This window comes from Fusibacter sp. (assembly GCF_057447755.1).
Genome location: NZ_JBVBZF010000012.1, coordinates 1 through 20,140, shown reverse-complemented (window position 1 = coordinate 20,140; position 20,140 = coordinate 1). Strand labels below are relative to the sequence as shown.

The window sequence follows — 20,140 nt, the reverse complement described above, 5'->3', positions numbered from 1 at the left end:
TTCTTATCCTCAAAGTATATTATAGCAAAAATATCCGACTAAGTAACTTGGTTTTTAAAAAAAATTCAATAAATGATGATAAATTTTGTTAAAATATAGGTTATTTTAGCCTTTTTAGACCCCGAGAATAATTTTTTTATATATTACCCTTATTGTATTAGAAATAAACTACATAAGGTCATGAGAACAGCAACTTTATCCATTGGCCTTAGGGCTTCTTTAAACAAGATTCTACTGAGGACGATTACAATCAGAATGCTGCCGGCACTATAAACCGGAAAAACCACAGTTGCCGGTTTATACTGAAGGGCTTCTATTAGGAAAAATGAAGCAAACAAGTTGGGAATACCGACGATAGCACCCAACAAAAGGGCTTCTCTCTCAACCCTGAATTTCTTAATTTTTATAATAGAAAAACTCAATATAAAAGCGGTTCCAAAGACACATAAAAGAAAAATAGGCTTAAATGAAATCACTGCATACTTTTGAAATATTTTATTGCAAAAATCACCGACACCCCCAAAAATAAACAACAAGATTAATGCGTAGGATATATTTTTAACCTTAGCGACCTTGACATTTTGCTTTGAATTAACCAGTATAATTGCCATTAAAGCTAATAATATACCAATCCATTGCACCCTTGTCGGATACTCCTTCCATATGACGATGGACAGAACCATCGGCAACAAAATGCCCAGTTTACCAAACATACTTGCCAAGCTTGCACCAGACTCTTTAACACTTTTCTGATAGAATATGAACCCTAGTAAAAAAAAGACACCTGTAGCAAGGCCCATTAGAATTACAAAATTGCTTTGCACTGCTCCACTCTGACCAATAAGGAGTGAAGGTTTAAAATCCATATAAGCATTCTCTTTAAAAATAAAATAGATTGCTATCAGGCTGGCAATTACATAATTTGCCATACTGACCACAATACGATTATTTCCTCTCGATTCTGTCACCTTAAACAATAATGCAATTGATGCACTGCAAAAAGTCGCCAATAATAAGTAAAGCATATGCGCCACCCTCTAATGATATTTTTTTGTTAAAAAAAGCATCTCAGGTATATATACCCCAGAGATGCTCTTTAAGTCACATTTCAATATTTACATCCAACACCGTCAATATTAGCCAAGCGCTACATCCAGAAGCATCATCACAGTAAATCCGACCATTGCGCCCATGGTAGCAAGATCTGTATTCTTTTCTCTTTGTGATTCTGGGATCAGTTCCTCAACCACGACGAATATCATAGCACCTGCAGCAAAAGACAGGGCATATGGCAGGATTGTGTGCATTGTAACGACAAGCAAAGCGCCAATAACACCTGCTATCGGCTCAACAACGCCTGAAGCCTGACCATATAAAAAGGCTTTTCTTCTTGTGAAGCCTTCACGTCTAAGCGGCACTGATACGGCTGCACCTTCAGGAAAGTTTTGAATACCAATACCAATCGCCAGTGCAATAGCACCACCCAATGTCGCTTCTGGCAATCCTACTGCCAGTGCACCAAAGGCAACACCGACAGCTAATCCCTCTGGAATATTGTGTAGCGTTATTGCTAAAACCAATAAAACACTTCTCTGCCAGCTTGTCTTTACACCTTCAACCTCTTCCATTGGAAAGCCACTGTGTAAATGCGGGAGCACTTTATCAATAGCAAACAAAAATATACCACCACTCATAAAGCCAACCACTGCTGGTACCCACGGTACTTGTCCACTTCGTTCAGCCATCTCGATTGCTGGGTTTAAAAGTGACCAAAAACTCGCTGCAATCATGACACCGGCTGCAAATCCAAGCATGATATCTAAAACCTTACGATTGATTTCTTTAAAGAAAAACACCATCCCCGCACCAAGTGCTGTCACAAACCAAGTAAACAAGGTTGCCAATAACGCTTGTAATACAGGTGAACTTTTAATAATTTCCATAATGCCTCCCTATTTTATGACACTTATCATTATTTAATGAATATGGCAAGAGCCAACTTTATCTTTATTATGCCCTAATAAACAATAGAGTAAACACCGTTCTTGTGATTATTACAATTTATTAATGGTCCACAAATCAATTAAAAACGCTAAGAATTCTAAATTGCTATAAAAATGATTGTGCGCATACGTAGCAAGTGTGTTCTCTCTAAAGTATCCACAAGACCACTGTTTTCCTCTTTTTTCAGAAGTTATGATTTTATCGATCGGCTGATGTTCAACTATAATTGACTTATGAAACTCGTGAGCTCTATAGTCAATATTATAAGACCTATTAAATTTGTCACTGGATTCGATTTTAAGATTTATATGCGTATGACCGAATCTTTGAAGCTTTTTTGTCATAAGCGTATTCGCATCGAAAAAACCTACCATTTCAAAAGGCCATCCATCTAGGTCTTCAATCAGATCCGTTAAGTACATTAATCCGCCACACTCTGCATAACAAGGCATCCCAGCCTCTAATCTTAAGAACAATTGCTCTCTAAAAGTTTTATTGGCACTTAGCTCTGCAGCGAATACTTCAGGATATCCGCCACCCAAATAAATCGCATCAAGCTTTTCAGGCAGATACTCATCCGTCATTGGTGAAAAATACTTGATTTTGACACCAAGTGACAAAAGCGTTTCTATATTCTCATCATAATAAAAAGAAAAAGCTTGATCTCTTGCAACGCCAAGCGTCAAAGAGCCTCTAAAAGACAGCATCTCTTTAATTTGGCTAAATGTATTTTCCATTTGGTCAGAAATGCCACAAGATTTTTCAAAATACTCAAAATCCTCATATATTGCATGTATATCAATGGTCTTAGTCATTTGATCTGCAATTAAATCAATTTTATGATTTAAATCTAGGATTTCATCAGCCTGGAGCAAGCCCAAATGCCTGCTTTCAATAACAACTGAGTTATTCTTAGGTAAATAACCATAGCATTTAACATCTGTATTCGTCTCAATCGCTGTTTTTAGCATCGTATAATGGGATTCTGAATTAACTTGGTTTAAAATAACCCCTTTGATTCGATTTGGCGTTTTAAACTCTGAAAAACCTTTAACGATTGCAGCAGCGCTAAGCGACATACTGCTTGCATTAAACACGAGCATCACAGGTATTTCTAATAGTTCAGCCAGATATGCTGTACTACCTTCAAATGATTTAACGCTGTGACCATCAAAGTAACCCATAACCCCTTCAATAATGGAAATGTCAGCAGCTTGATTTCTTTTATTAAATAAATACTGGATGTTTTCATCAGATACCATCCATAAAGGTAAATTATATGAAGAAGTCTCTAAGACTTTTCTATGGAACATTGGATCGATGTAGTCCGGTCCTGTTTTATAGGGTTGTACCTTTAATCCCATATTTTTAAATGCCTTCATCAGGCCTATAGATATCGTCGTCTTACCAGAGCCACTTGAGGCACCTGCAATAATTATTCCCTTTTTCATTACTGTGCATCCTCACTTTTTAGTAGATTATTACTGCTATTAGAAGGAAAGCCATTTGACATACTTCAACAGTAAACCCAACTGTATCACCAGTCATTCCCCCAATTTTCCCTAGTATCCATTTCATCATCAAAAATGCCAATGTGAAAGTAATACCGACAATTAATAAACCCTCTATGCCAAGTGCAATAAAGCCTATTACTAAATTTAAAAATAAAATCTCGAACGAGGATTTTTTTGTATGTTCATTGACAAAAATTGTACCCATACCTGGCGTATTTCGTGCATATTCACTAAACCCAGCCACAAAGGCAGCTGCACTTTTTCCCACAAAAGGCATCAAAACAATATAAATGGCATCGAGTTCAAGTGTACATTGATAAAATATCAAAAAATACAGAATTAGACCAATGACACCAAAACTGCCAATTCTTGAGTCTTTCATAATTTCAAGCATACGCGTCTTATCACGACCGCTGAATAGACCATCCATAGAATCTGCTAAGCCATCAAGATGGATGCCACCACTGATGATGAGATACAATAAAATAACCAAAATGCTCCTGACACCTGCTGATACATATGGCAGTATCCAAAATGGAATTGCTGAAAAAACACCTATGATTAAACCCACATAGATAAAATATTTTATGCTTTTTTTATAGAGTTCATCAGAATACGCAACCTTGTTGCCCAAAGGAATACGCGTAAAAAAGGAGATCATAAGTACAAGAGCGTCCATTTACCCACCTACTTAATTTTCATTGGAATGCCTGATACTGTAAAGTAGACTTCATCAGCCTCAGCTGCAATTTTTTGATTAATTCTGCCCGCGATATCCCTAAAGAAATTACCCATCTTATAAAAGGGTACCAAGCCAAGGCCCACTTCATTAGACACAATGACAATGTTAAGTCCTGTATCTCTGACCGTCTTTAATAGCAGTTCAACCTCTTCTTGGATCTTATTTTCTAACGTGTTGACAAAATCCATATCAACCATTTCAAAATCTACCTTTGGTTCCATCATTAGATTCGTTACCATAACCGTAATACAGTCGAATATAATGGCATCAGAAGATTTTACGATATCATTTGCAAAATGCACATTGAATGCCTTATAGGCTTCAATCGTATGCCATGTACTTGGCCTACTTTCTCTATGCTTTTTAATTCGATCTTTCATGCCTTCATCAAAAGGGATTGCTGTCGCCACATAAATGATATTACTGCCAAATTCTTGAACCTTTTTTTCAGCAAAGGTACTCTTACCACTTCTTGCACCGCCAGTTATAAAAATAATTTGTCCCATTTTACCTCCTAAAGGCATTACAATGCCCTATTGAATCAAACTGGAATAATAATCGGATTTTCAAATTGTTCCATTTTAATGATTTCAACATCAACCTCGTAAACCTTTTTAATGTTGTTCTTGGTCATTACTTCAAAGGGTTTGCCAATTTCTACAATTTCGCCATGATTCATTAAGATAATGTAATCTGAAAAACGTGTTGCTAAATTGATATCATGTAAGGTTGTAATAATCGTCAGTTCATTTTGCTCATTTAGAGACTTACAGAGCTTAAGAATTTCAAGCTGATACTTGATATCAAGGTGAGAGATAGGTTCATCTAGTAGCAGTATTTGCGGTTCTTGTGTTAGAGCCCTAGCAATCATGACTCTCTGTCTTTCACCGCCACTTATGCCTTTTATAGTCTTGTGCTTCAAATGGTAAGTTGCTGTTTTTTTCATGGAATCAGTTGCGATTTCAATATCTTTCATAGATTCTGACTGAAATCTCTTAATATAAGGGAATCGCCCCATTAAAACAACATCTTCAACATTAAAATCAAACTCTGAATTGGCCCCTTGATGAACCACTGCCATTTCTTTTGCTAAATCCTTGCTTTTAAAGCGTTCTACCAATTGATCACTGATTACGATTTGACCTTCATATGGCTTTAATAAATGACAAATGTTCTTTAAAAGCGTGGTTTTTCCTGAACCATTAGGTCCGAGAATACTGACAAAACTTCCCTTTGGTACGTGAAGATTAATATACTTCAGTACATCCTCTTCATCGTATTTAAACTTTAAATTTTCTATTTGAATCGCTGCAACCATTTTTCCCTCCTATACCATGTTCTTCTTGTTTTTATTGAGTAAATACAAGAAGAATGGTCCACCAAATACCGCTGTAACAATACCGACTGGTATTTCCATATTTGGGACTAAGCTCCGAGCCAGTGTATCCGAAATAATGAGAAAAATTGCTCCCCCAAAAAAAGATACAGGCAAAAGCGTACGGTGGTCTGCACCAAAAACAATTCTAAATAAATGTGGTATAATCAAGCCAACAAATCCAATTATGCCACTTACAGCAACTGAAAATGCTATTAAGAAAGAAGCATATACCAGTATGAGTTTTTTTGTAAGTTCAACATTTACACCCATGTTCTTTGCATCTTCCTCACCTATGACAAGTGCATTCAATTCTCTAGCCTTCATCATAAGTAGCAAAAAACCAATTAGTGATGGGATCAACAACTTGATAACGTGTTCCCACGAAGCCGCATTGAAACTCCCCATGGTCCAGGTCACAATTCTTGCAATGTCATCTTGATTCACAATCATGACAAGCGAAATAATGGATGTCAGAAGTGAGTTCATGACGATACCCGCAAGTAAAATACTGGTCGTAGAGATCTTTGTACCCACTCTAGCAAGAGAGTATACAATAACTATGGTTCCCAAGGCCCCTAAAAAAGCCAGTGTTGAAATAGTGCCAAAACCAAAAAGATTTGTCGTAAGACCAAAGGTTATCCCCATTGTGGCACCGAATGCTGCACCTGATGAAACACCCATTACAAATGGGTCCGCCATTGGGTTTTTAAAGATTGCTTGAAAAGAGGCCCCTACAATCGATAGAACACCACCCACAATACTTGCCATAATGACCCTTGGGAGTCTTATATTTTCAATTATAAAGATGTGAGAGGCCTTTAAGTCACTGATGTCATTAGGGTAGCCTAATTGATGAACAAAAACGCGAAAAACATCACCTAGAGGGATCTTTACAGATCCCTGGGTGATGGCAAAGAGTCCAACTAATAATAAAATTACAATTAGAATCAAGACATAAAGTCGATTCCATTTTCTTCTCTCAATAAAATTCATATATTTTACCTAACAATTTCTCATTAATAATTCAAATAATGCTCATACTCTGGATATAATTCATGGATGATCAACTTCATGCCCATGTCGATAACCCTTGGACCGGGTCTTGAAAACACATCACTGTCGATTTTAATATAGTGATTATTTTTAAGGGCTGATAGCGCTTTGTAGTTGTCACTTGCTTTCATTGTATCATAATTATAGCCTTCACCAAATATATAGCTTGGATTATGTTCAAGAAGTTTTTCAAGACTATATGACCATCCTTTTACATCTGTAGCAACATTAAGTCCACCTGCAGCCTGTAAAACTTCATTTATGAAGGTGCCATTTCCCGCTGTGCTTTCCTTTTTACCAGTCCCAACGACATAATAGACTGTTTTAAGTTTCGATGTCGGAATCAAGGCAACGGTTTGTTTGATACGATCTTCCTTAAGCTTAAGCGAAGAAATCACAGCTCTCGCCTCATAACGATGATCTACCAAAGCACCTAACTTGGCAATAAAGGTATATATCTCGTTGATCTTACTTGGTGATTTTTGTGTAAGTGTAGCAATTTTGGCGCTACTAAGAGTATTTATTACATCTTCATTTATATGTGTCGCTGCGATAACCACTTCAGGTTCTAAATCAAGGATCCCTTCCAAATCAGGCTCATATAAAGAACCAACACTTTTAACCGACTCTGCAGCTGAAGGATAATTACAATAGATTGTTCTACCAACTAGGGTATCACCTGCACCAATCGCGTATAAAATTTCTGTTACAGATGGGGCTAAAGAAACCACCTTTTTCATAGGCTTAGTAAATTTGTAATGTAAGTCACCATCGCTAATCACAATTGGGAACTTTTCATCACCAAGCTTGTGTAAAGAAACTGTTTTCGTCTTTGAATCCCAACCAATTTCATAATTAATTGTTTCGAAGAAAAACTTCATTGGAATATAAGGCACACCATTTCTCGAATACACTTTTGAATCAAGTGTAACCTGTGCGTCATTTACACTCACCTTATTGGTATCTCTATAAAAAGTAAAGGTAACATCACTGCTCTTTACAAGGATCATTTGTCCTTTAGTTTCAGTTGTAAATCCAAATGACGTTAAATCTTCACTTGAAATATAGGTTCTACCATTTTTAACCTCAGTGCTAAAAGGCTTGGCACTATTATCAACTTCAATCGTCGCCGCAAACGACAATAATCCTACCGAAAGCATCATTACCATTGCCACGGTTAAACTCAACGTCTTACTAAACCAATTTTTCATGGAAAACCTCCTTAATGGCATTCACTAATTTTTCATTTTCATTACGTTCTCTAATTGCTATTCTATAGTAGGATTTACCTAATCCTCTAAAATCTTCACATTTTCTTAAATAGATATTTTTACCAACCATCTCATCAAAAAAAGAGGACTCTAAGATCTTTGGAATTTTGATCAACAAATAGTTGGCATTGCCCTTGTAATAATTGATTTCTTCAATGGTATCAAATTCTGATGCAAGATAATCCGACTCACTTTTACACCACTTTCTGATATAAGAAAGATGATCATCTTGATGAATTAAAAAAGGGATTGCAGCTAAAGCATAAGCATTTAGGGACCATGGTTCCTTATAGCGCTTCATGAGCTCAATTACATTTTTATGGCATAGTCCATACCCAATTCTTAAGCCTGGCACTTCAAAATTCTTTGTCATCGATCTCAAGAGAAAAACCTTGTCTAAGTCCTCTTTTAAGATTTCACAAGTCAATCGTTTTTCATCTGGGACAAAGTCCAAAAATGACTCATCAATAAAAATTTTAAAGTTTTCATTCTTTATGGCGTTTAAGATATCTTTAACAAAATCACGTGTGTACAAATGTCCTGTCGGATTGTTCGGGTTACATATTACTAATAAATCGACATTATTCTCTTTAATTGAGTTAACAATATCTGATACTAGCATAGGATGATTCATATCGATAGTAGACTTTTTACCGTGTGTTATTACATAATCCAAAAGAGAAAAACTTAACACTTCAACACCGTTAAGCTCAAGCGCGCGTCTGTATTCTGTAAATGTGGGTTCAAGTATCAAAGCCCTCTTTACACCCACACTTCTTGAAAATAAATAAATAAGCTCAGTAGCCCCATTACCAAGAATAATCTCGTTTAAGTCAAAACCTGTTTTCTCGGAGATTGCCTGTTTTGATGATACACCGTCTATTTCAGGATACCTTCTTAAATTGTCAAATGTTTCCATCATCAATTCTTTAAGACCTTCAGGATATGACAGGGGTGGAATATTGACACTAAAATCAATTAGAGCCTTGTCACCAAAGTAACCTCCGTGAAAATTCATTTAATCACCTTTTCTTTCTATAATATTAATAAGTTTAGAGCCACTCCCATTAGAAAAAGTAGTCCTTCAGAGCCATACATGATTCTAACAGATCTATCAATATCCATGGCATCAAAGTCTCGATGCTTGTCACCAAGGGTTGGTTTATAAACCTCTTGTCCAAAATAGACGTTAGTCCCCCCCAGTTGAATGCCTAGAAGGCCTGCAGTAACGGACTCAGGATAGCCACAGTTTGGGCTTTTATGATTTCCGTGGTCTCTTTTCATAATTTTGAAACCTTCTTTGACATTATATCTCAAAAGAAAGCCTGCAAATAGCATAAAAAGAGCACCTAGTCTTGCAGGAATAAAGTTAAGGACATCATCCGTCTTTGCGGAGATCATACCGATCTCTCTATAAGGCGCTTGCATATAGCCAACCATAGAATCCAAGGTATTGACACTCTTATAAATCAGTGCAAATACAACCGCCATAGAAACATTTGTACCAAGGATCAAGCTGCCGAGAAACATGTAAAATAAGGGTGCTAAAATACCATCAACTGTGTTTTCAGATACTGTTTCTAGAATGCCTCTTAAAACCTGTTTTTCGGTTAAGTTATCGGTATCTCGTCCAACCAAATACCCAAGCTCTTTTCTAGATGCCTCGATTTGATTGGATTCAATCAGTTTCTTAACTTTTATAGCTTCATCCTTTAAGCACTTGCATGCCAAGCATGTATATAATAAATAGATGTTCAATATTTTTAAAAAGTAAGGATGGCTAATCATAGCTGTGATCGTATACAACATTACAACAATTGTTACTGTTAAAAATGCTAATACAAAACCACCAACATAGAGGTTTCCGAAAAAACGTCTTATCATCTTTTCGAGATTACTGATTAACCATCCTATAAACCTAACTGGATGCGGCCAATTAGGAGGATCACCAATTAACCAGTCCAAAAGGACTGCAATACCTATATCAACTAACAATCTAATTGCCTCGATTCTTCTAAGAATGCTTTAATAAGCTTCATGTCCATATATTGTTTAACGTGCTCTGCCAAACGATCATATTCCTGATCTTTTAGCTTCTCAAAGGACTCTTCTGAGCTTACTTCAATAATCCCCTTTTGACTTCTAATTTTGTTTAGAATAGCACTTCTAAATTCATCATTGTCAAAGATGCCATGGAAATAAGTGCCCATAACACGTCCTGTTTCATCGATAGCACCGTCATATTCGCCCTTGCTGTTGATTGCAAAGGGAACGACATCACTGCCACATGCAATTGTTTCTCCCATGTGGATTTCATAACCTTTTATGATCATGTCTTTTGTATTGAGATTCAAGTAATCATTTTGAATGGTTGCTTCACTTTGTACAGTTGTCTTTTCAGTTGCCATAACAGTTTCAACATTTAAAAGACCGAGGCCATTGATTAAGTCATCAATAGATTCAACACTGTCAGGATCAGAAATGCTGTTTCCTAAAATCTGATAGCCGCCACAAATGCCAAAGATAGGTTTTTCAGCTTTATAAAAACGATAAATGGCCTGATTGATTTTATGTTTAATGATAAATTGCATATCAAAAATTGTATTTTTGCTGCCTGGGATGATGAGTAAGTCACACTCATCAATCTCAGCTTCGGTCGTTACATATTCAAGACTGACATCAGATTCCATATCAAATACTGTAAAATCACTGAAGTTCGACATATATGGCAACCTTACCACACCTACTTTGATGGGTTTGTCAGATTTCATAAAAAGACGTTCGGACACACTGTCCTCGTCATCTATTTTTAGATTTTCTATAAATGGGATAATCCCAACACAAGGGATTCCTATTTTTTCTTCAATCATTTTTACACCTGGCACTAATAAAGATACATCACCTCTAAATTTATTGATGACAAATCCCTTAATACGTTTACGCTCTTCTTCAGATAAGAGCATATAAGTGCCATATATGGAAGCAAAGACGCCTCCTTTATCGACATCTCCGATTAAGAGAACATCTGTATCAACAATTTCAGCAAGTCCCATATTTACAATATCACGACTTCTGAGGTTTATTTCTGCCGGAGAGCCAGCTCCTTCAATTACAATGACATCATAATTTTGATTTAAGTGATTGAAAGCCTTTCTAATATGAGGAATTAAAAAATCCTTCTGAGAAAAATACTCACTAGCTTTCATATTTTGATAAACCTGACCATTTAAGATAATTTGAGATCCCACATAGCTTGTCGGTTTCAAAAGGATAGGATTCATTGAAACATCCGGCTCAATTCTAGCCGCCTCAGCTTGAACAACCTGTGCTCTACCCATTTCCTTTCCGTCTTTCGTAATAAATGAGTTTAGTGCCATGTTCTGTGATTTAAAAGGTGCTACACGATAGCCTTCATCATTTAATATTCTACACATAGCAGCCACTATTAAACTTTTTCCAACTGTTGATCCTGTTCCCTGAAACATTATTTTCTTAGCCATGATTAACCCTCACTTTATATCCATTATACGCAAAATGCGCTATTGATCCATTTTATAACAACATTTGTGCCATCCGCGATGTCCCAAAACAATTTTCGCTGACGCTGTTTGAGGCTGAACATTCCTCTTCACAGCTTTTGGCTCAAATTTTGTTGTTTGCATAAAAAAACACACGTGAAAGACGTGTGTTGAATGCAAACTCAATTCAAATCACCCGACTTCCCTCCGAAGTAGATTATTTCGAAATTAAGGCAGGTTTCCTGGCTCATAGATCACTTTACTTTCCATCCTTCCCGATTTCTCAGTGGATAACTTGGATTTCATCACTATATACAGTAGCGGGGGCTGCAGAGGATTTTAACCTCTTTCCCTCTTAGCTTAATAAGAGAAGCACCTTAATTTAATATTCAATTTTCTATTACATTATACTGTTGCACACATGCATTGTCAAGTTAGGATTACTTTTGCAAGTGATCTAGGACATCTCTTGCATGTCCTTTCGCCTTTATGCCCCTAAACTCCATAATACAAAGAAGGCCCTCTCTAAAGACAAATGTTGAACGTTCCGTTCCTAAAACATGCTTTCCATATAGTTTCTTTTCCTTAATGACATCGAAGCTATGATGTAGTATCTTTTCTTCATCTGATATTAAATCAAATGGCAACGCAAATTTTTCTTTGAATTTCTCATGTGATTTTAAGCTGTCTTTACTGATACCATACACTTCATAACCAAGCGCCTTAAACTCATCGTATAAATCTGCGAAATCCTGTGCCTCTAAGGAACAACCGGATGTATTATCTTTTGGATAAAAATACAATATAAAGTTCTGCGATGAAAGGACACTTTTGTCAATTTGACGATCACCTGTCATTTTTAAAGAAAATTCACCTTTCAAATAGCTCATAACTGTGCCTCCTAATAATAAAAAATAATTTCATTCATATGTAAAAATAATATACCCCAAATGCTTAGAAACTTTACAAAATTCAGAAAGAATCACATAATTACAATACTATTCAAACAATTCAGAAACATTTGATTGTTCAGAAATAAAAACATGAATTATATTTAACATTTGCCTTGTATACAATATTTTATTGTGCTATAATCCTTATTAATATCATTTTCGGCGAACAATTGTCCGTCTATAAAATACAGGGAGGATAATATGGATAAAGGAAAATTTCTACTCATACACATCGACGTTTTACCAGAGGTATTTATTAAAGTCGTTGAAGCTAAAACCTTACTAAAAGAAGGAAAAGCTACTTCAGTTTCTGATGCAGTTAAGAAAGTCGGCATCAGCAGAAGTACATTTTATAAGTATAATGATTTTGTTTTCGCACTTGGTGATGGTGTCATCGGAAAAAAAGCAACTGTTTCAATGAACCTAGACCACCATTCGGGAATCTTATCAAAAGTTCTAGAATGTATCGCTGAAAACAACGGTAATATAATGACAATTAGTCAAAGTAGCCCAATTGATCAAATGGCAAATGTCACAATTACGATTGACATATCCGAAATGACCAACTCGTTTACAACATTATCCAATGATCTTAAAAATATCGAAGGCGTTCATAAATTTTCACTACTTGGCATTGAATAAGTTTAACTGGGAGGTTTAATATGAAAATTGCATTATTAGGATACGGAACAGTAGGTTCTGGTGTCTATGAATTAATAAAGAGGAATAATGAAAGCATACAAGAGAACTTTTCAAAAAATGTACGGGTTGAAAAAGTTCTTGTTAAAAACTTAGATAAATACAAAACACATGAAGCATATGATATCTTTACTAACAGTTTTAATGAGCTCATAAAAGATGAGTACGATATTGTCATCGAAACAATCGGCGGCATCTATCCTACCTATGATTATTTGGAATACTTCCTTAAAAAAGGCGTCCCGGTAATCACTGCAAACAAAGACCTCATCGCCGAGAAAGGTAACGACTTACTTGAAATTGCAAAGCTTAATAATACCATCTTAAGTTTTGAAGCAAGTGTAGGTGGTGGTATACCAATATTAAAACCACTCCAAGAGTGCCTTGCAGGCAATACCATTAAAAATATCAGTGCTGTCATAAATGGTACAACAAATTATATTCTAACCAAAATGTTCGATGATGGTATATCATATGATTCTGCTCTTGAACTCGCACAGGAAATGGGCTTTGCAGAGTCAGACCCTACCTCAGATGTTGAAGGCTATGATGCCATGAGAAAATTAGTCATTCTCTCTTCTATCGGCTATAAAAAGCACATCAAATGGACGGATTTACCAATTGAAGGAATCTCAAATATTTTAAAATCAGATATTGACTATGCAAAAAGCGAAAATTACAGGATGAAGTTAATGGCATTCTCTGAAGATATGGGCGATGGTATTTATGGAACTGTAAGACCAGTTTATGTAACAGGCCAATCTAAATATGCCAAGATAGACAATGAGTACAATGCCGTTGTGTTAGAAGGCGATGCTGTTGGTGAGTTGATGTTCACTGGTAAAGGTGCAGGAAAATTCCCTACTGCAAGTGCGATTTTAGGCGATTTACTTGACATTGTTCAAAATAAAAAGAAGCATCCTTCATATCACTATCAAGATAGTGTTCACATTCATCAATACTATCCTAAGAAATCTAAGTGGGTCATTCGATTGACTAATGGCAAGCTTCAAGAGCTCACTATGCTCCTTTTCGAATGCTTCTCATCAAATGCAATCAAGCTATCAAAGGATGCGAACTCAGATGTGCTTTATGTTCAATTGGTTGCTGAAAATGAAGAATCATTACTTCATCAACTCAATCAGATCGCCCACAAGGCAAATTGCAAATACAAGCACTTCTTAGTATTTGACAAATAGGAGCTATTTTTTCGCCACAATAAATTGTTTTAATATAGGAGATGAACACAATGATGTATACAGGATTAATCAATCAATATAGAAAATATATGCCACTTGCACAAGCAACTGAAGCCGTAACTCTAAACGAGGGCAATACACCTTTAATTCGAGCAAAGAATCTCGAGAAGCTTATGCCAGGTATAGAAATCTATCTTAAATACGATGGTTTAAACCCAACTGGTTCTTTTAAAGACAGAGGGATGACAATGGCAGTCACTAAAGCAGTTGAAGACGGGTCAAATGCAATTATGTGTGCTTCAACAGGCAATACATCTGCAGCAGCTGCTGCTTACGCTGCAAAAGCAGGCATTAAGTGTTTTGTCATCATACCTAACAATAAAATAGCACTTGGGAAACTCGCACAAGCAATTGCATATGGTGCTACTATTATGCCAATCGAAGGCAACTTTGACGATGCCCTTGAAATGGTAAAGAAAATCTGTACAGATTTACCGATTACACTTGTTAATTCAATAAACCCATACCGCTTAGAAGGTCAAAAAACAGCAGCTTTTGAAATTTGTGATCAGCTTGAAAAAGCGCCGGAATATCTGTTCTTACCTGTTGGAAATGCAGGAAATATCTCTGCTTATTGGAAAGGCTTTAATGAATATTTTGCAGCAAAATTAATTGCTCATAAGCCTAAAGTGTTTGGTTATCAAGCAGCAGGTGCAGCACCTATTGTTGACGGTGCTGTGGTTAAAAACCCTGAAACAATTGCAACTGCAATCCGTATAGGGAATCCAGCAAGCTGGGATTTAGCAACAAAGGCCCTTGAAGAATCTTCAGGTCAAATTGATAAAATCACTGATGAAAAAATACTGGAAGCATATCACTTACTTGCATCTAAAGAAGGCGTTTTCGCTGAACCGGCTTCATGCATATCAATTGCAGGCTTATTAAAGGCTTATGGTGAAGGTAAAGTTGCCAAGGGCAGTCAAGTTGTCTGTGTCTTAACTGGCAACGGTCTTAAAGATCCAGATATTGCAATCTCTTCTATTGAGCCTTTACAAGCAATTAATAGTGATTATGAAAACCTTAAAACCTATATAGGAGGCATACTGAATGATTAAAATTAAAGTCCCTGCTACCTCTGCAAATATTGGTCCAGGGTTTGACTCATTAGGTGTTGCACTTAATCTCTTTAATCATATTTCTGTTGATAAACTCGAGACTAATGAGAAGCAAGTTGTTTGGCAAAGCGGTATCGCTGAGGTTGAAGATCAAGATAACTTTGTTAAGCTTACTATAGATAGGGTCATGTCAAAATATGATGCTAGCAATATAGGCTACAAACTCATCATGGGAGAATGTCAAATTCCAATATCAAGGGGACTTGGCAGCTCAGCAGCCTCAATTGTGGCTGGTATCTTTGCTGCAAACTATCTCTTGAATTTTAAACTCAGTACTCAAGATATCATTCATCTTGCCACAGAAATTGAGGGTCATCCCGATAACGTTGTTCCTGCAATACTTGGTGACATGGTTATTTCATGCTTTGATCATACTTCTAATGAAGTTTTTTACTCCACAGTAGATTTTCCTGATGAACTCCTCTTTAAGGTTCTAATCCCTGATTTCAGAGTTAGTACAAAAGATGCACGCAGGGTCCTTCCGAAGGAGTACTCACTTTCACAATGTGTTAACAACATTTCAAGAGTGAGCATGTTGATTAACGCATTAAACACTAGAAACTACGACTTGCTAAGCTTTTCCCTTAAAGATGAAATACATGAGCCGTATAGAATTAAATTGATCCATGAATCAGATAAAATTGTTAAGCAATTAAAAAACAGCCATTCACTTGGTTCATTTATAAGTGGTGCCGGTCCAACATTAATTGGACTCGTTAAATGTGAGAACACTCTTTTTGATATGGAACTTAAGCCCTTCCTTTCATCCCTAAATCACAATTGGGAGCTTAAATCTCTTACAGTAAACAAAAATGGGACAACTTATGAATTAATTGAATAAAGAGGTGCAATATGAATAAAATTATAATTCAAAAATATGGTGGTAGCTCTGTTGCTGACGCTGAACGTATACAAAGAGTTACCAATCATATAATAGAACAAAAAAAGCAAGGTTATTGTCCTGTAGTGGTCGTTTCTGCCATGGGAGATTCAACGGATCATTTAATTGAACTCGCTAAAAGCATTACCAGCTCCCCTTCTTCAAGGGAAATGGATATGCTCTTGTCAACAGGCGAACAAATCTCCATATCACTATTGGCAATGGCCATTGAATCAAAGGGTTATAAAGCCATTTCATTGACAGGTTATCAGTGTGGGATACAAACTGATCCTTTTTATTCAAAAGCTAAAATCAATGACATCAGTACAGAACGAATCATGTCTGAAATTGAAGATGATAAAATTGTTATTGTTGCAGGTTTTCAAGGTGTCAATAAAAATGGTGATATCACTACCTTGGGCCGTGGAGGCTCAGATACTACGGCTGTAGCACTTGCAGTAGCACTAAATGCTGAATTATGTGAAATCTATACCGATGTAAAAGGCATCTATACAACAGATCCTAGAATCGTAAAAGACGCCAGTTTAATTGATTCTATTAGTTATGACGAAATGCTTGAACTTGCAAAATTAGGTGCAAAGGTCATGCACCCGCGATCTGTTGAATTAGCACGTAAAAACAATATGAAGCTCGTCGTAAGATCTTCTTTTGATCTCGAGCATCCTGGCACATTAATTAAAGAGGTGAAAGTAATGGAAAAAGCACAGGTTAGAGGTGTAACCTTAGACGATAACATTGTAAGATTAACAGTTCCAAGTGTTCCAGATAGACCTGGAATTGCATATAAGATGTTTTCTGCTCTTGCAGCTGAGAATGTGCATATTGATATGATCATTCAAAATCTCAATCATGATGATCTTAATGATATATCATTTACAATCCCTAAAGATGAACTCGATAATGTAAAACCTATAATTGATGCCTTCATTAAAGAGGTAGAGGCAAACGACCTTTTGGTTAGAACAGATGTTGCAAAATTATCAATTGTAGGAACGGGTATTACATCTGATGCAACCATTGCCTCTGGTTTGTTTGGTGCTCTATATCAACTGGGCATCAATATCGAAATGATCTCAACATCTGAAATTAAAATATCATGTATAATTGATGAAAAACAATCTAAGGAAGCCTTAAAGGCAATTCACGATTTCTTTGAACTCAATAAAGTAATCTAAGACATCTAAAAAGCCTCCATTCTCTTTAATAAGAATGGAGGCTTTCAGTTTAAGTAGAAAGATCCCCTATATATAATAAGCTTCAAGATCTTCAAATTTAACTAAAAGATCTTTAACAAACATAAGTGTTTCGTTATAAAAGTCTGCAGATACATACATTGCCCAGCTGCCATGGTCAATACCAAGTCTAAGAAGGTTGAACTTTAGTTCCTGATTAAAACTGGCATCTATTTTTTTAACACTCTCATAACCTTGTTTGAAAGGCTTTATCAATGAGGCCTGCTTTAAAAAATACCTTTTGTATAGTCCCACAATATCAAAATGCTCATTAAAAACAACACATTTCTCAAAATCCAAGAATGTCTTTAAATGGTACTTTTCATGTTGGTCTGAGTTAACGCCTCTATTAATTTCCCTATTGATGAGTATGTTCCTGCCATCAAGGTCTCTATGACAGAGTCTGCCTTCTTTAAGTATTCTTATATTAGAATATTCATTTCTAAGGTGCTTTATTAGTGTATCAAATAACGCCATTTCACTTATGCTTTGGTTCTCAACATTTTGGATCAATCGCTCCGTATCATCAATAATAAATGCACGATAGTTCTGAATTGGGCTCTGCTTGTAAGTCACCCAGTCTCCAAAATAATTAAACTGATTTACATTATGAAGGGTTGCCATTTCTTTGCCAATCTCATAAAAAAGTAAATTGAGATCAGATATTGAAAGTTGATCATAACACTTATCAAGCAGTAAGCCTTCAACAAAATCATAAATAAGCCATTCTATTCCATTTTCCAGAACACCTTGAAACCTAATGTTTAGGATATCATTTTTATAATATGACAGTGATTCAATCTCACGTCTTCTCTTCAGCGGTTTATAATAAAATTTAATAACCCATTTTGATGAAGGTGTAGAAGCCTTAAATACCATATTCCTATTTAAATCGTGATTTCCACACTCAGTAATCTCAGTCAATTCACAATTCATGTGTTCTTTAAATATTTGTCTAATATCTTTTAAGGTCACATTCATAATAAAGCCTTCCATCTATCTTTAGTAGAGAATTGTCTTTAGTGGAAATTTATCTTTAGTAGAGAATAAACTTCCACGAAACAACCACAATGACAATGAGTAATAGCAAACCATTCTTCCATAAGGTCACCTGATTTCTATATAACCATTTTAATGCTAGCCAACTCAAAAAGATAACTACAAAGAGTTGTGCTCCTGGAATATAAAGCCCTTGTGTATCTTTAGTATATACAGGCATATTTGTACTTACAAGAACCCTTTCAAGAAAAGAATCACCACTTGGTAGAGATAAGCCCATGATTAGACTTGTAAATACGATGCAATAAATTAAAATGGTAACGGTTAATAATCGATTGATTTTCATATCTGCCTCACTCTTCGAAATTTCTACTTTTTAATTCCTTAAACTGCATTTAGCTTTCTTCATTATAGACTATTTATAATCAGACATCAATTGACATCCTAAAGTCCGACATGAGTTTTATCTAAAATTTTGTTGCATTTAAATCATTAACCCAGTTTTGACGCATCTAACCGCTTTTCGCAAGTTGATCATTCTTTCTCTAAACTGGATGATAACTAATAATATATAATAAAAAAACTGTTACGATATGTTATCGTAACAGTTCAGTACCTTGTTAGATGGCGCGCCCTAAGGGATTCGAACCCCTAACCTTCTGATTCGTAGTCAGACACTCTATCCAATTGAGCTAAGAGCGCTAAATTTTGGAGGCGACGACCAGATTTGAACTGGTGAATAAAGGTTTTGCAGACCTCTGCCTTACCACTTGGCTACGTCGCCTTAATTGGTGATCCATCCGCGACTCGAACGCGGGACACCCTGATTAAAAGTCAGGTGCTCTACCGACTGAGCTAATGGACCTCGCTCATGGAGCGGGTGAAGAGAATCGAACTCTCACAACTGGCTTGGAAGGCCAGGGCTCTACCATTGAGCTACACCCGCAAAAAAAATGGAGCGGAAGACGAGATTCGAACTCGCGACCCTCGCCTTGGCAAGGCGATGCTCTACCACTGAGCCACTTCCGCAATTGGTGCGGGTAGAGGGACTTGAACCCCCACGTACAAGACACTAGATCCTAAGTCTAGCGCGTCTGCCAATTCCGCCATACCCGCATATGGTGGGAGTAATAGGGCTCGAACCTATGACCCTCTGCTTGTAAGGCAGATGCTCTCCCAGCTGAGCTATACTCCCATGTTAGTCCATTTATAGTTTGGAAAACTTCGATTGTTATTAGAAGCCATAATTCAAAGAATAATGGTGACCCCTAGGGGAATCGAACCCCTGTTACCGCCGTGAAAGGGCGGTGTCTTGACCGCTTGACCAAGGGGCCTAAGGCTCATTGTACAAACAATCAATACTAGATGCCAAAGCATACTAGATAACCAGCAACGTTCTACTCTCCCAGGCAGCTGCCCGCCAAGTACCATCGACGCTGGAGGACTTTACTTCTGTGTTCGGTATGGGAACAGGTGTAGCCCCTCCGCCATCATCACTGGAT

General features: G+C 36.5%; 19 protein-coding genes, 8 tRNA genes, 1 rRNA gene and 1 riboswitch. Of the genes, 5 read left to right on the top strand and 23 right to left on the bottom strand.

Annotated features, from left to right (window positions below; all coding sequences use genetic code 11):
- Positions 1–149 precede the first annotated feature (149 nt).
- The 12 genes from AC220I_RS05085 to AC220I_RS05030 all read right to left on the bottom strand — a co-directional run bounded on the left by AC220I_RS05085 (position 150) and on the right by AC220I_RS05030 (position 12,370).
- Positions 150–1,025, bottom strand: coding sequence for an EamA family transporter (locus AC220I_RS05085; protein ID WP_486722739.1), 876 nt, complete (start codon positions 1,023–1,025; stop codon positions 150–152).
- Positions 1,026–1,136: 111 nt separating this feature from the next.
- Positions 1,137–1,943, bottom strand: coding sequence for a ZIP family metal transporter (locus AC220I_RS05080; protein ID WP_486722738.1), 807 nt, complete (start codon positions 1,941–1,943; stop codon positions 1,137–1,139).
- A gap of 111 nt (positions 1,944–2,054) precedes the next feature.
- A complete protein-coding gene (locus AC220I_RS05075) occupies positions 2,055–3,455 on the bottom strand; it encodes a cobyrinic acid a,c-diamide synthase CobB (RefSeq protein WP_486722737.1) in 1,401 nt (466 codons plus the stop codon).
- A 19-nt stretch (positions 3,456–3,474) separates the two neighbouring features.
- A complete protein-coding gene (cobS, locus tag AC220I_RS05070; protein WP_486722736.1) occupies positions 3,475–4,197 on the bottom strand; it encodes an adenosylcobinamide-GDP ribazoletransferase in 723 nt (240 codons plus the stop codon).
- Between the two features lie 8 nt (positions 4,198–4,205).
- Positions 4,206–4,766, bottom strand: coding sequence for a bifunctional adenosylcobinamide kinase/adenosylcobinamide-phosphate guanylyltransferase (gene cobU / locus AC220I_RS05065; RefSeq protein ID WP_486722735.1), 561 nt, complete (start codon positions 4,764–4,766; stop codon positions 4,206–4,208).
- 35 nt (positions 4,767–4,801) lie between these two features.
- Positions 4,802–5,578: an ABC transporter ATP-binding protein gene (locus tag AC220I_RS05060; protein ID WP_486722734.1), complete on the bottom strand. Its 777-nt coding sequence runs from the start codon at positions 5,576–5,578 to the stop codon at positions 4,802–4,804.
- A gap of 9 nt (positions 5,579–5,587) precedes the next feature.
- The gene (locus AC220I_RS05055; protein WP_486722733.1) at positions 5,588–6,631 is read right to left on the bottom strand and encodes a FecCD family ABC transporter permease; all 1,044 of its coding nucleotides are present in this window, start codon (positions 6,629–6,631) and stop codon (positions 5,588–5,590) included.
- A gap of 23 nt (positions 6,632–6,654) precedes the next feature.
- Positions 6,655–7,902: a helical backbone metal receptor gene (locus AC220I_RS05050; RefSeq protein WP_486722732.1), complete on the bottom strand. Its 1,248-nt coding sequence runs from the start codon at positions 7,900–7,902 to the stop codon at positions 6,655–6,657.
- Positions 7,886–8,980, bottom strand: a complete 1,095-nt coding sequence (locus tag AC220I_RS05045; protein ID WP_486722731.1) for a pyridoxal phosphate-dependent aminotransferase — start codon at positions 8,978–8,980, stop codon at positions 7,886–7,888. The genes AC220I_RS05050 and AC220I_RS05045 overlap by 17 nt, the downstream gene beginning before the upstream one ends.
- A 17-nt stretch (positions 8,981–8,997) precedes the next feature.
- Positions 8,998–9,957: an adenosylcobinamide-phosphate synthase CbiB gene (cbiB, locus tag AC220I_RS05040; protein WP_486722730.1), complete on the bottom strand. Its 960-nt coding sequence runs from the start codon at positions 9,955–9,957 to the stop codon at positions 8,998–9,000.
- Positions 9,951–11,462 carry a cobyric acid synthase gene (locus AC220I_RS05035; protein WP_486722729.1) on the bottom strand — a complete coding sequence of 504 codons (1,512 nt, stop codon included), beginning with the start codon at positions 11,460–11,462 and terminating at the stop codon, positions 9,951–9,953. Before AC220I_RS05035 ends, cbiB begins: the two co-directional genes overlap by 7 nt.
- A gap of 233 nt (positions 11,463–11,695) precedes the next feature.
- A riboswitch (cobalamin riboswitch) is annotated at positions 11,696–11,875 on the bottom strand.
- A gap of 45 nt (positions 11,876–11,920) precedes the next feature.
- Positions 11,921–12,370 carry a peroxiredoxin gene (locus tag AC220I_RS05030; RefSeq protein WP_486722728.1) on the bottom strand — a complete coding sequence of 150 codons (450 nt, stop codon included), beginning with the start codon at positions 12,368–12,370 and terminating at the stop codon, positions 11,921–11,923.
- 264 nt (positions 12,371–12,634) lie between these two features.
- On the opposite strand from AC220I_RS05030, the gene AC220I_RS05025 reads away from it, so the two are divergent.
- From AC220I_RS05025 to AC220I_RS05005, 5 genes are read left to right on the top strand one after another with little or no spacing between them, the layout of a single operon-like run.
- Positions 12,635–13,075, top strand: a complete 441-nt coding sequence (locus AC220I_RS05025) for an ACT domain-containing protein (protein ID WP_486722727.1) — start codon at positions 12,635–12,637, stop codon at positions 13,073–13,075.
- Between the two features lie 20 nt (positions 13,076–13,095).
- The gene (locus tag AC220I_RS05020) at positions 13,096–14,331 is read left to right on the top strand and encodes a homoserine dehydrogenase (RefSeq protein WP_486722726.1); all 1,236 of its coding nucleotides are present in this window, start codon (positions 13,096–13,098) and stop codon (positions 14,329–14,331) included.
- A 50-nt stretch (positions 14,332–14,381) separates the two neighbouring features.
- Positions 14,382–15,446, top strand: a complete 1,065-nt coding sequence (gene thrC / locus AC220I_RS05015) for a threonine synthase (protein ID WP_486722725.1) — start codon at positions 14,382–14,384, stop codon at positions 15,444–15,446.
- On the top strand, positions 15,439–16,347 hold the full coding sequence (thrB, locus tag AC220I_RS05010) for a homoserine kinase (RefSeq protein WP_486722724.1): 909 nt from the start codon (positions 15,439–15,441) through the stop codon (positions 16,345–16,347). The genes thrC and thrB overlap by 8 nt, the downstream gene beginning before the upstream one ends.
- Positions 16,348–16,358: 11 nt before the next feature.
- A complete protein-coding gene (locus AC220I_RS05005; RefSeq protein WP_486722723.1) occupies positions 16,359–17,582 on the top strand; it encodes an aspartate kinase in 1,224 nt (407 codons plus the stop codon).
- Between the two features lie 66 nt (positions 17,583–17,648).
- On the opposite strand, the gene AC220I_RS05000 is transcribed toward AC220I_RS05005, so the two are convergent.
- The 11 genes from AC220I_RS05000 to rrf all read right to left on the bottom strand — a co-directional run bounded on the left by AC220I_RS05000 (position 17,649) and on the right by rrf (position 20,139).
- The gene (locus tag AC220I_RS05000; protein ID WP_486722722.1) at positions 17,649–18,635 is read right to left on the bottom strand and encodes a phosphotransferase; all 987 of its coding nucleotides are present in this window, start codon (positions 18,633–18,635) and stop codon (positions 17,649–17,651) included.
- Positions 18,636–18,675: 40 nt separating this feature from the next.
- Entirely contained in the window at positions 18,676–18,984 is a 309-nt protein-coding gene (locus AC220I_RS04995; RefSeq protein WP_486722721.1) for a hypothetical protein, read from the bottom strand.
- 279 nt (positions 18,985–19,263) lie between these two features.
- A tRNA-Arg gene (locus AC220I_RS04990) sits at positions 19,264–19,340 on the bottom strand.
- Between the two features lie 7 nt (positions 19,341–19,347).
- Positions 19,348–19,422 (bottom strand) — tRNA-Cys (locus tag AC220I_RS04985).
- 5 nt (positions 19,423–19,427) lie between these two features.
- Positions 19,428–19,503, bottom strand: a tRNA-Lys gene (locus AC220I_RS04980).
- A gap of 7 nt (positions 19,504–19,510) precedes the next feature.
- A tRNA-Gly gene (locus tag AC220I_RS04975) sits at positions 19,511–19,584 on the bottom strand.
- 8 nt (positions 19,585–19,592) lie between these two features.
- Positions 19,593–19,667, bottom strand: a tRNA-Gly gene (locus tag AC220I_RS04970).
- A gap of 3 nt (positions 19,668–19,670) precedes the next feature.
- Positions 19,671–19,754 (bottom strand) — tRNA-Leu (locus tag AC220I_RS04965).
- Positions 19,755–19,757: 3 nt separating this feature from the next.
- Positions 19,758–19,833, bottom strand: a tRNA-Val gene (locus AC220I_RS04960).
- A 64-nt stretch (positions 19,834–19,897) separates the two neighbouring features.
- Positions 19,898–19,972, bottom strand: a tRNA-Glu gene (locus tag AC220I_RS04955).
- Between the two features lie 50 nt (positions 19,973–20,022).
- Positions 20,023–20,139, bottom strand: a 5S ribosomal RNA gene (gene rrf / locus AC220I_RS04950).
- Between the last annotated feature and the right edge of the window lies 1 nt (position 20,140).

Bases quoted from the DNA above. Each gene is read 5' to 3' on its own strand.
- AC220I_RS05035 (WP_486722729.1), bottom strand. From the start codon at position 11,462: ATGGCTAAGAAAATAATGTTTCAGGGAACAGGATCAACAGTTGGAAAA.
- thrB (WP_486722724.1), top strand. From the start codon at position 15,439: ATGATTAAAATTAAAGTCCCTGCTACCTCTGCAAATATTGGTCCAGGG.
- AC220I_RS05080 (WP_486722738.1), bottom strand. From the start codon at position 1,943: ATGGAAATTATTAAAAGTTCACCTGTATTACAAGCGTTATTGGCAACC.
- AC220I_RS05055 (WP_486722733.1), bottom strand. From the start codon at position 6,631: ATGAATTTTATTGAGAGAAGAAAATGGAATCGACTTTATGTCTTGATT.
- cobS (WP_486722736.1), bottom strand. From the start codon at position 4,197: ATGGACGCTCTTGTACTTATGATCTCCTTTTTTACGCGTATTCCTTTG.
- AC220I_RS05005 (WP_486722723.1), top strand. From the start codon at position 16,359: ATGAATAAAATTATAATTCAAAAATATGGTGGTAGCTCTGTTGCTGAC.
- AC220I_RS05045 (WP_486722731.1), bottom strand. From the start codon at position 8,980: ATGAATTTTCACGGAGGTTACTTTGGTGACAAGGCTCTAATTGATTTT.
- cobU (WP_486722735.1), bottom strand. From the start codon at position 4,766: ATGGGACAAATTATTTTTATAACTGGCGGTGCAAGAAGTGGTAAGAGT.
- AC220I_RS05060 (WP_486722734.1), bottom strand. From the start codon at position 5,578: ATGGTTGCAGCGATTCAAATAGAAAATTTAAAGTTTAAATACGATGAA.
- AC220I_RS05050 (WP_486722732.1), bottom strand. From the start codon at position 7,902: ATGAAAAATTGGTTTAGTAAGACGTTGAGTTTAACCGTGGCAATGGTA.
- AC220I_RS05025 (WP_486722727.1), top strand. From the start codon at position 12,635: ATGGATAAAGGAAAATTTCTACTCATACACATCGACGTTTTACCAGAG.
- AC220I_RS05085 (WP_486722739.1), bottom strand. From the start codon at position 1,025: ATGCTTTACTTATTATTGGCGACTTTTTGCAGTGCATCAATTGCATTA.
- AC220I_RS04995 (WP_486722721.1), bottom strand. From the start codon at position 18,984: ATGAAAATCAATCGATTATTAACCGTTACCATTTTAATTTATTGCATC.
- AC220I_RS05030 (WP_486722728.1), bottom strand. From the start codon at position 12,370: ATGAGCTATTTGAAAGGTGAATTTTCTTTAAAAATGACAGGTGATCGT.
- AC220I_RS05020 (WP_486722726.1), top strand. From the start codon at position 13,096: ATGAAAATTGCATTATTAGGATACGGAACAGTAGGTTCTGGTGTCTAT.
- thrC (WP_486722725.1), top strand. From the start codon at position 14,382: ATGATGTATACAGGATTAATCAATCAATATAGAAAATATATGCCACTT.
- AC220I_RS05075 (WP_486722737.1), bottom strand. From the start codon at position 3,455: ATGAAAAAGGGAATAATTATTGCAGGTGCCTCAAGTGGCTCTGGTAAG.
- AC220I_RS05000 (WP_486722722.1), bottom strand. From the start codon at position 18,635: ATGGAAGGCTTTATTATGAATGTGACCTTAAAAGATATTAGACAAATA.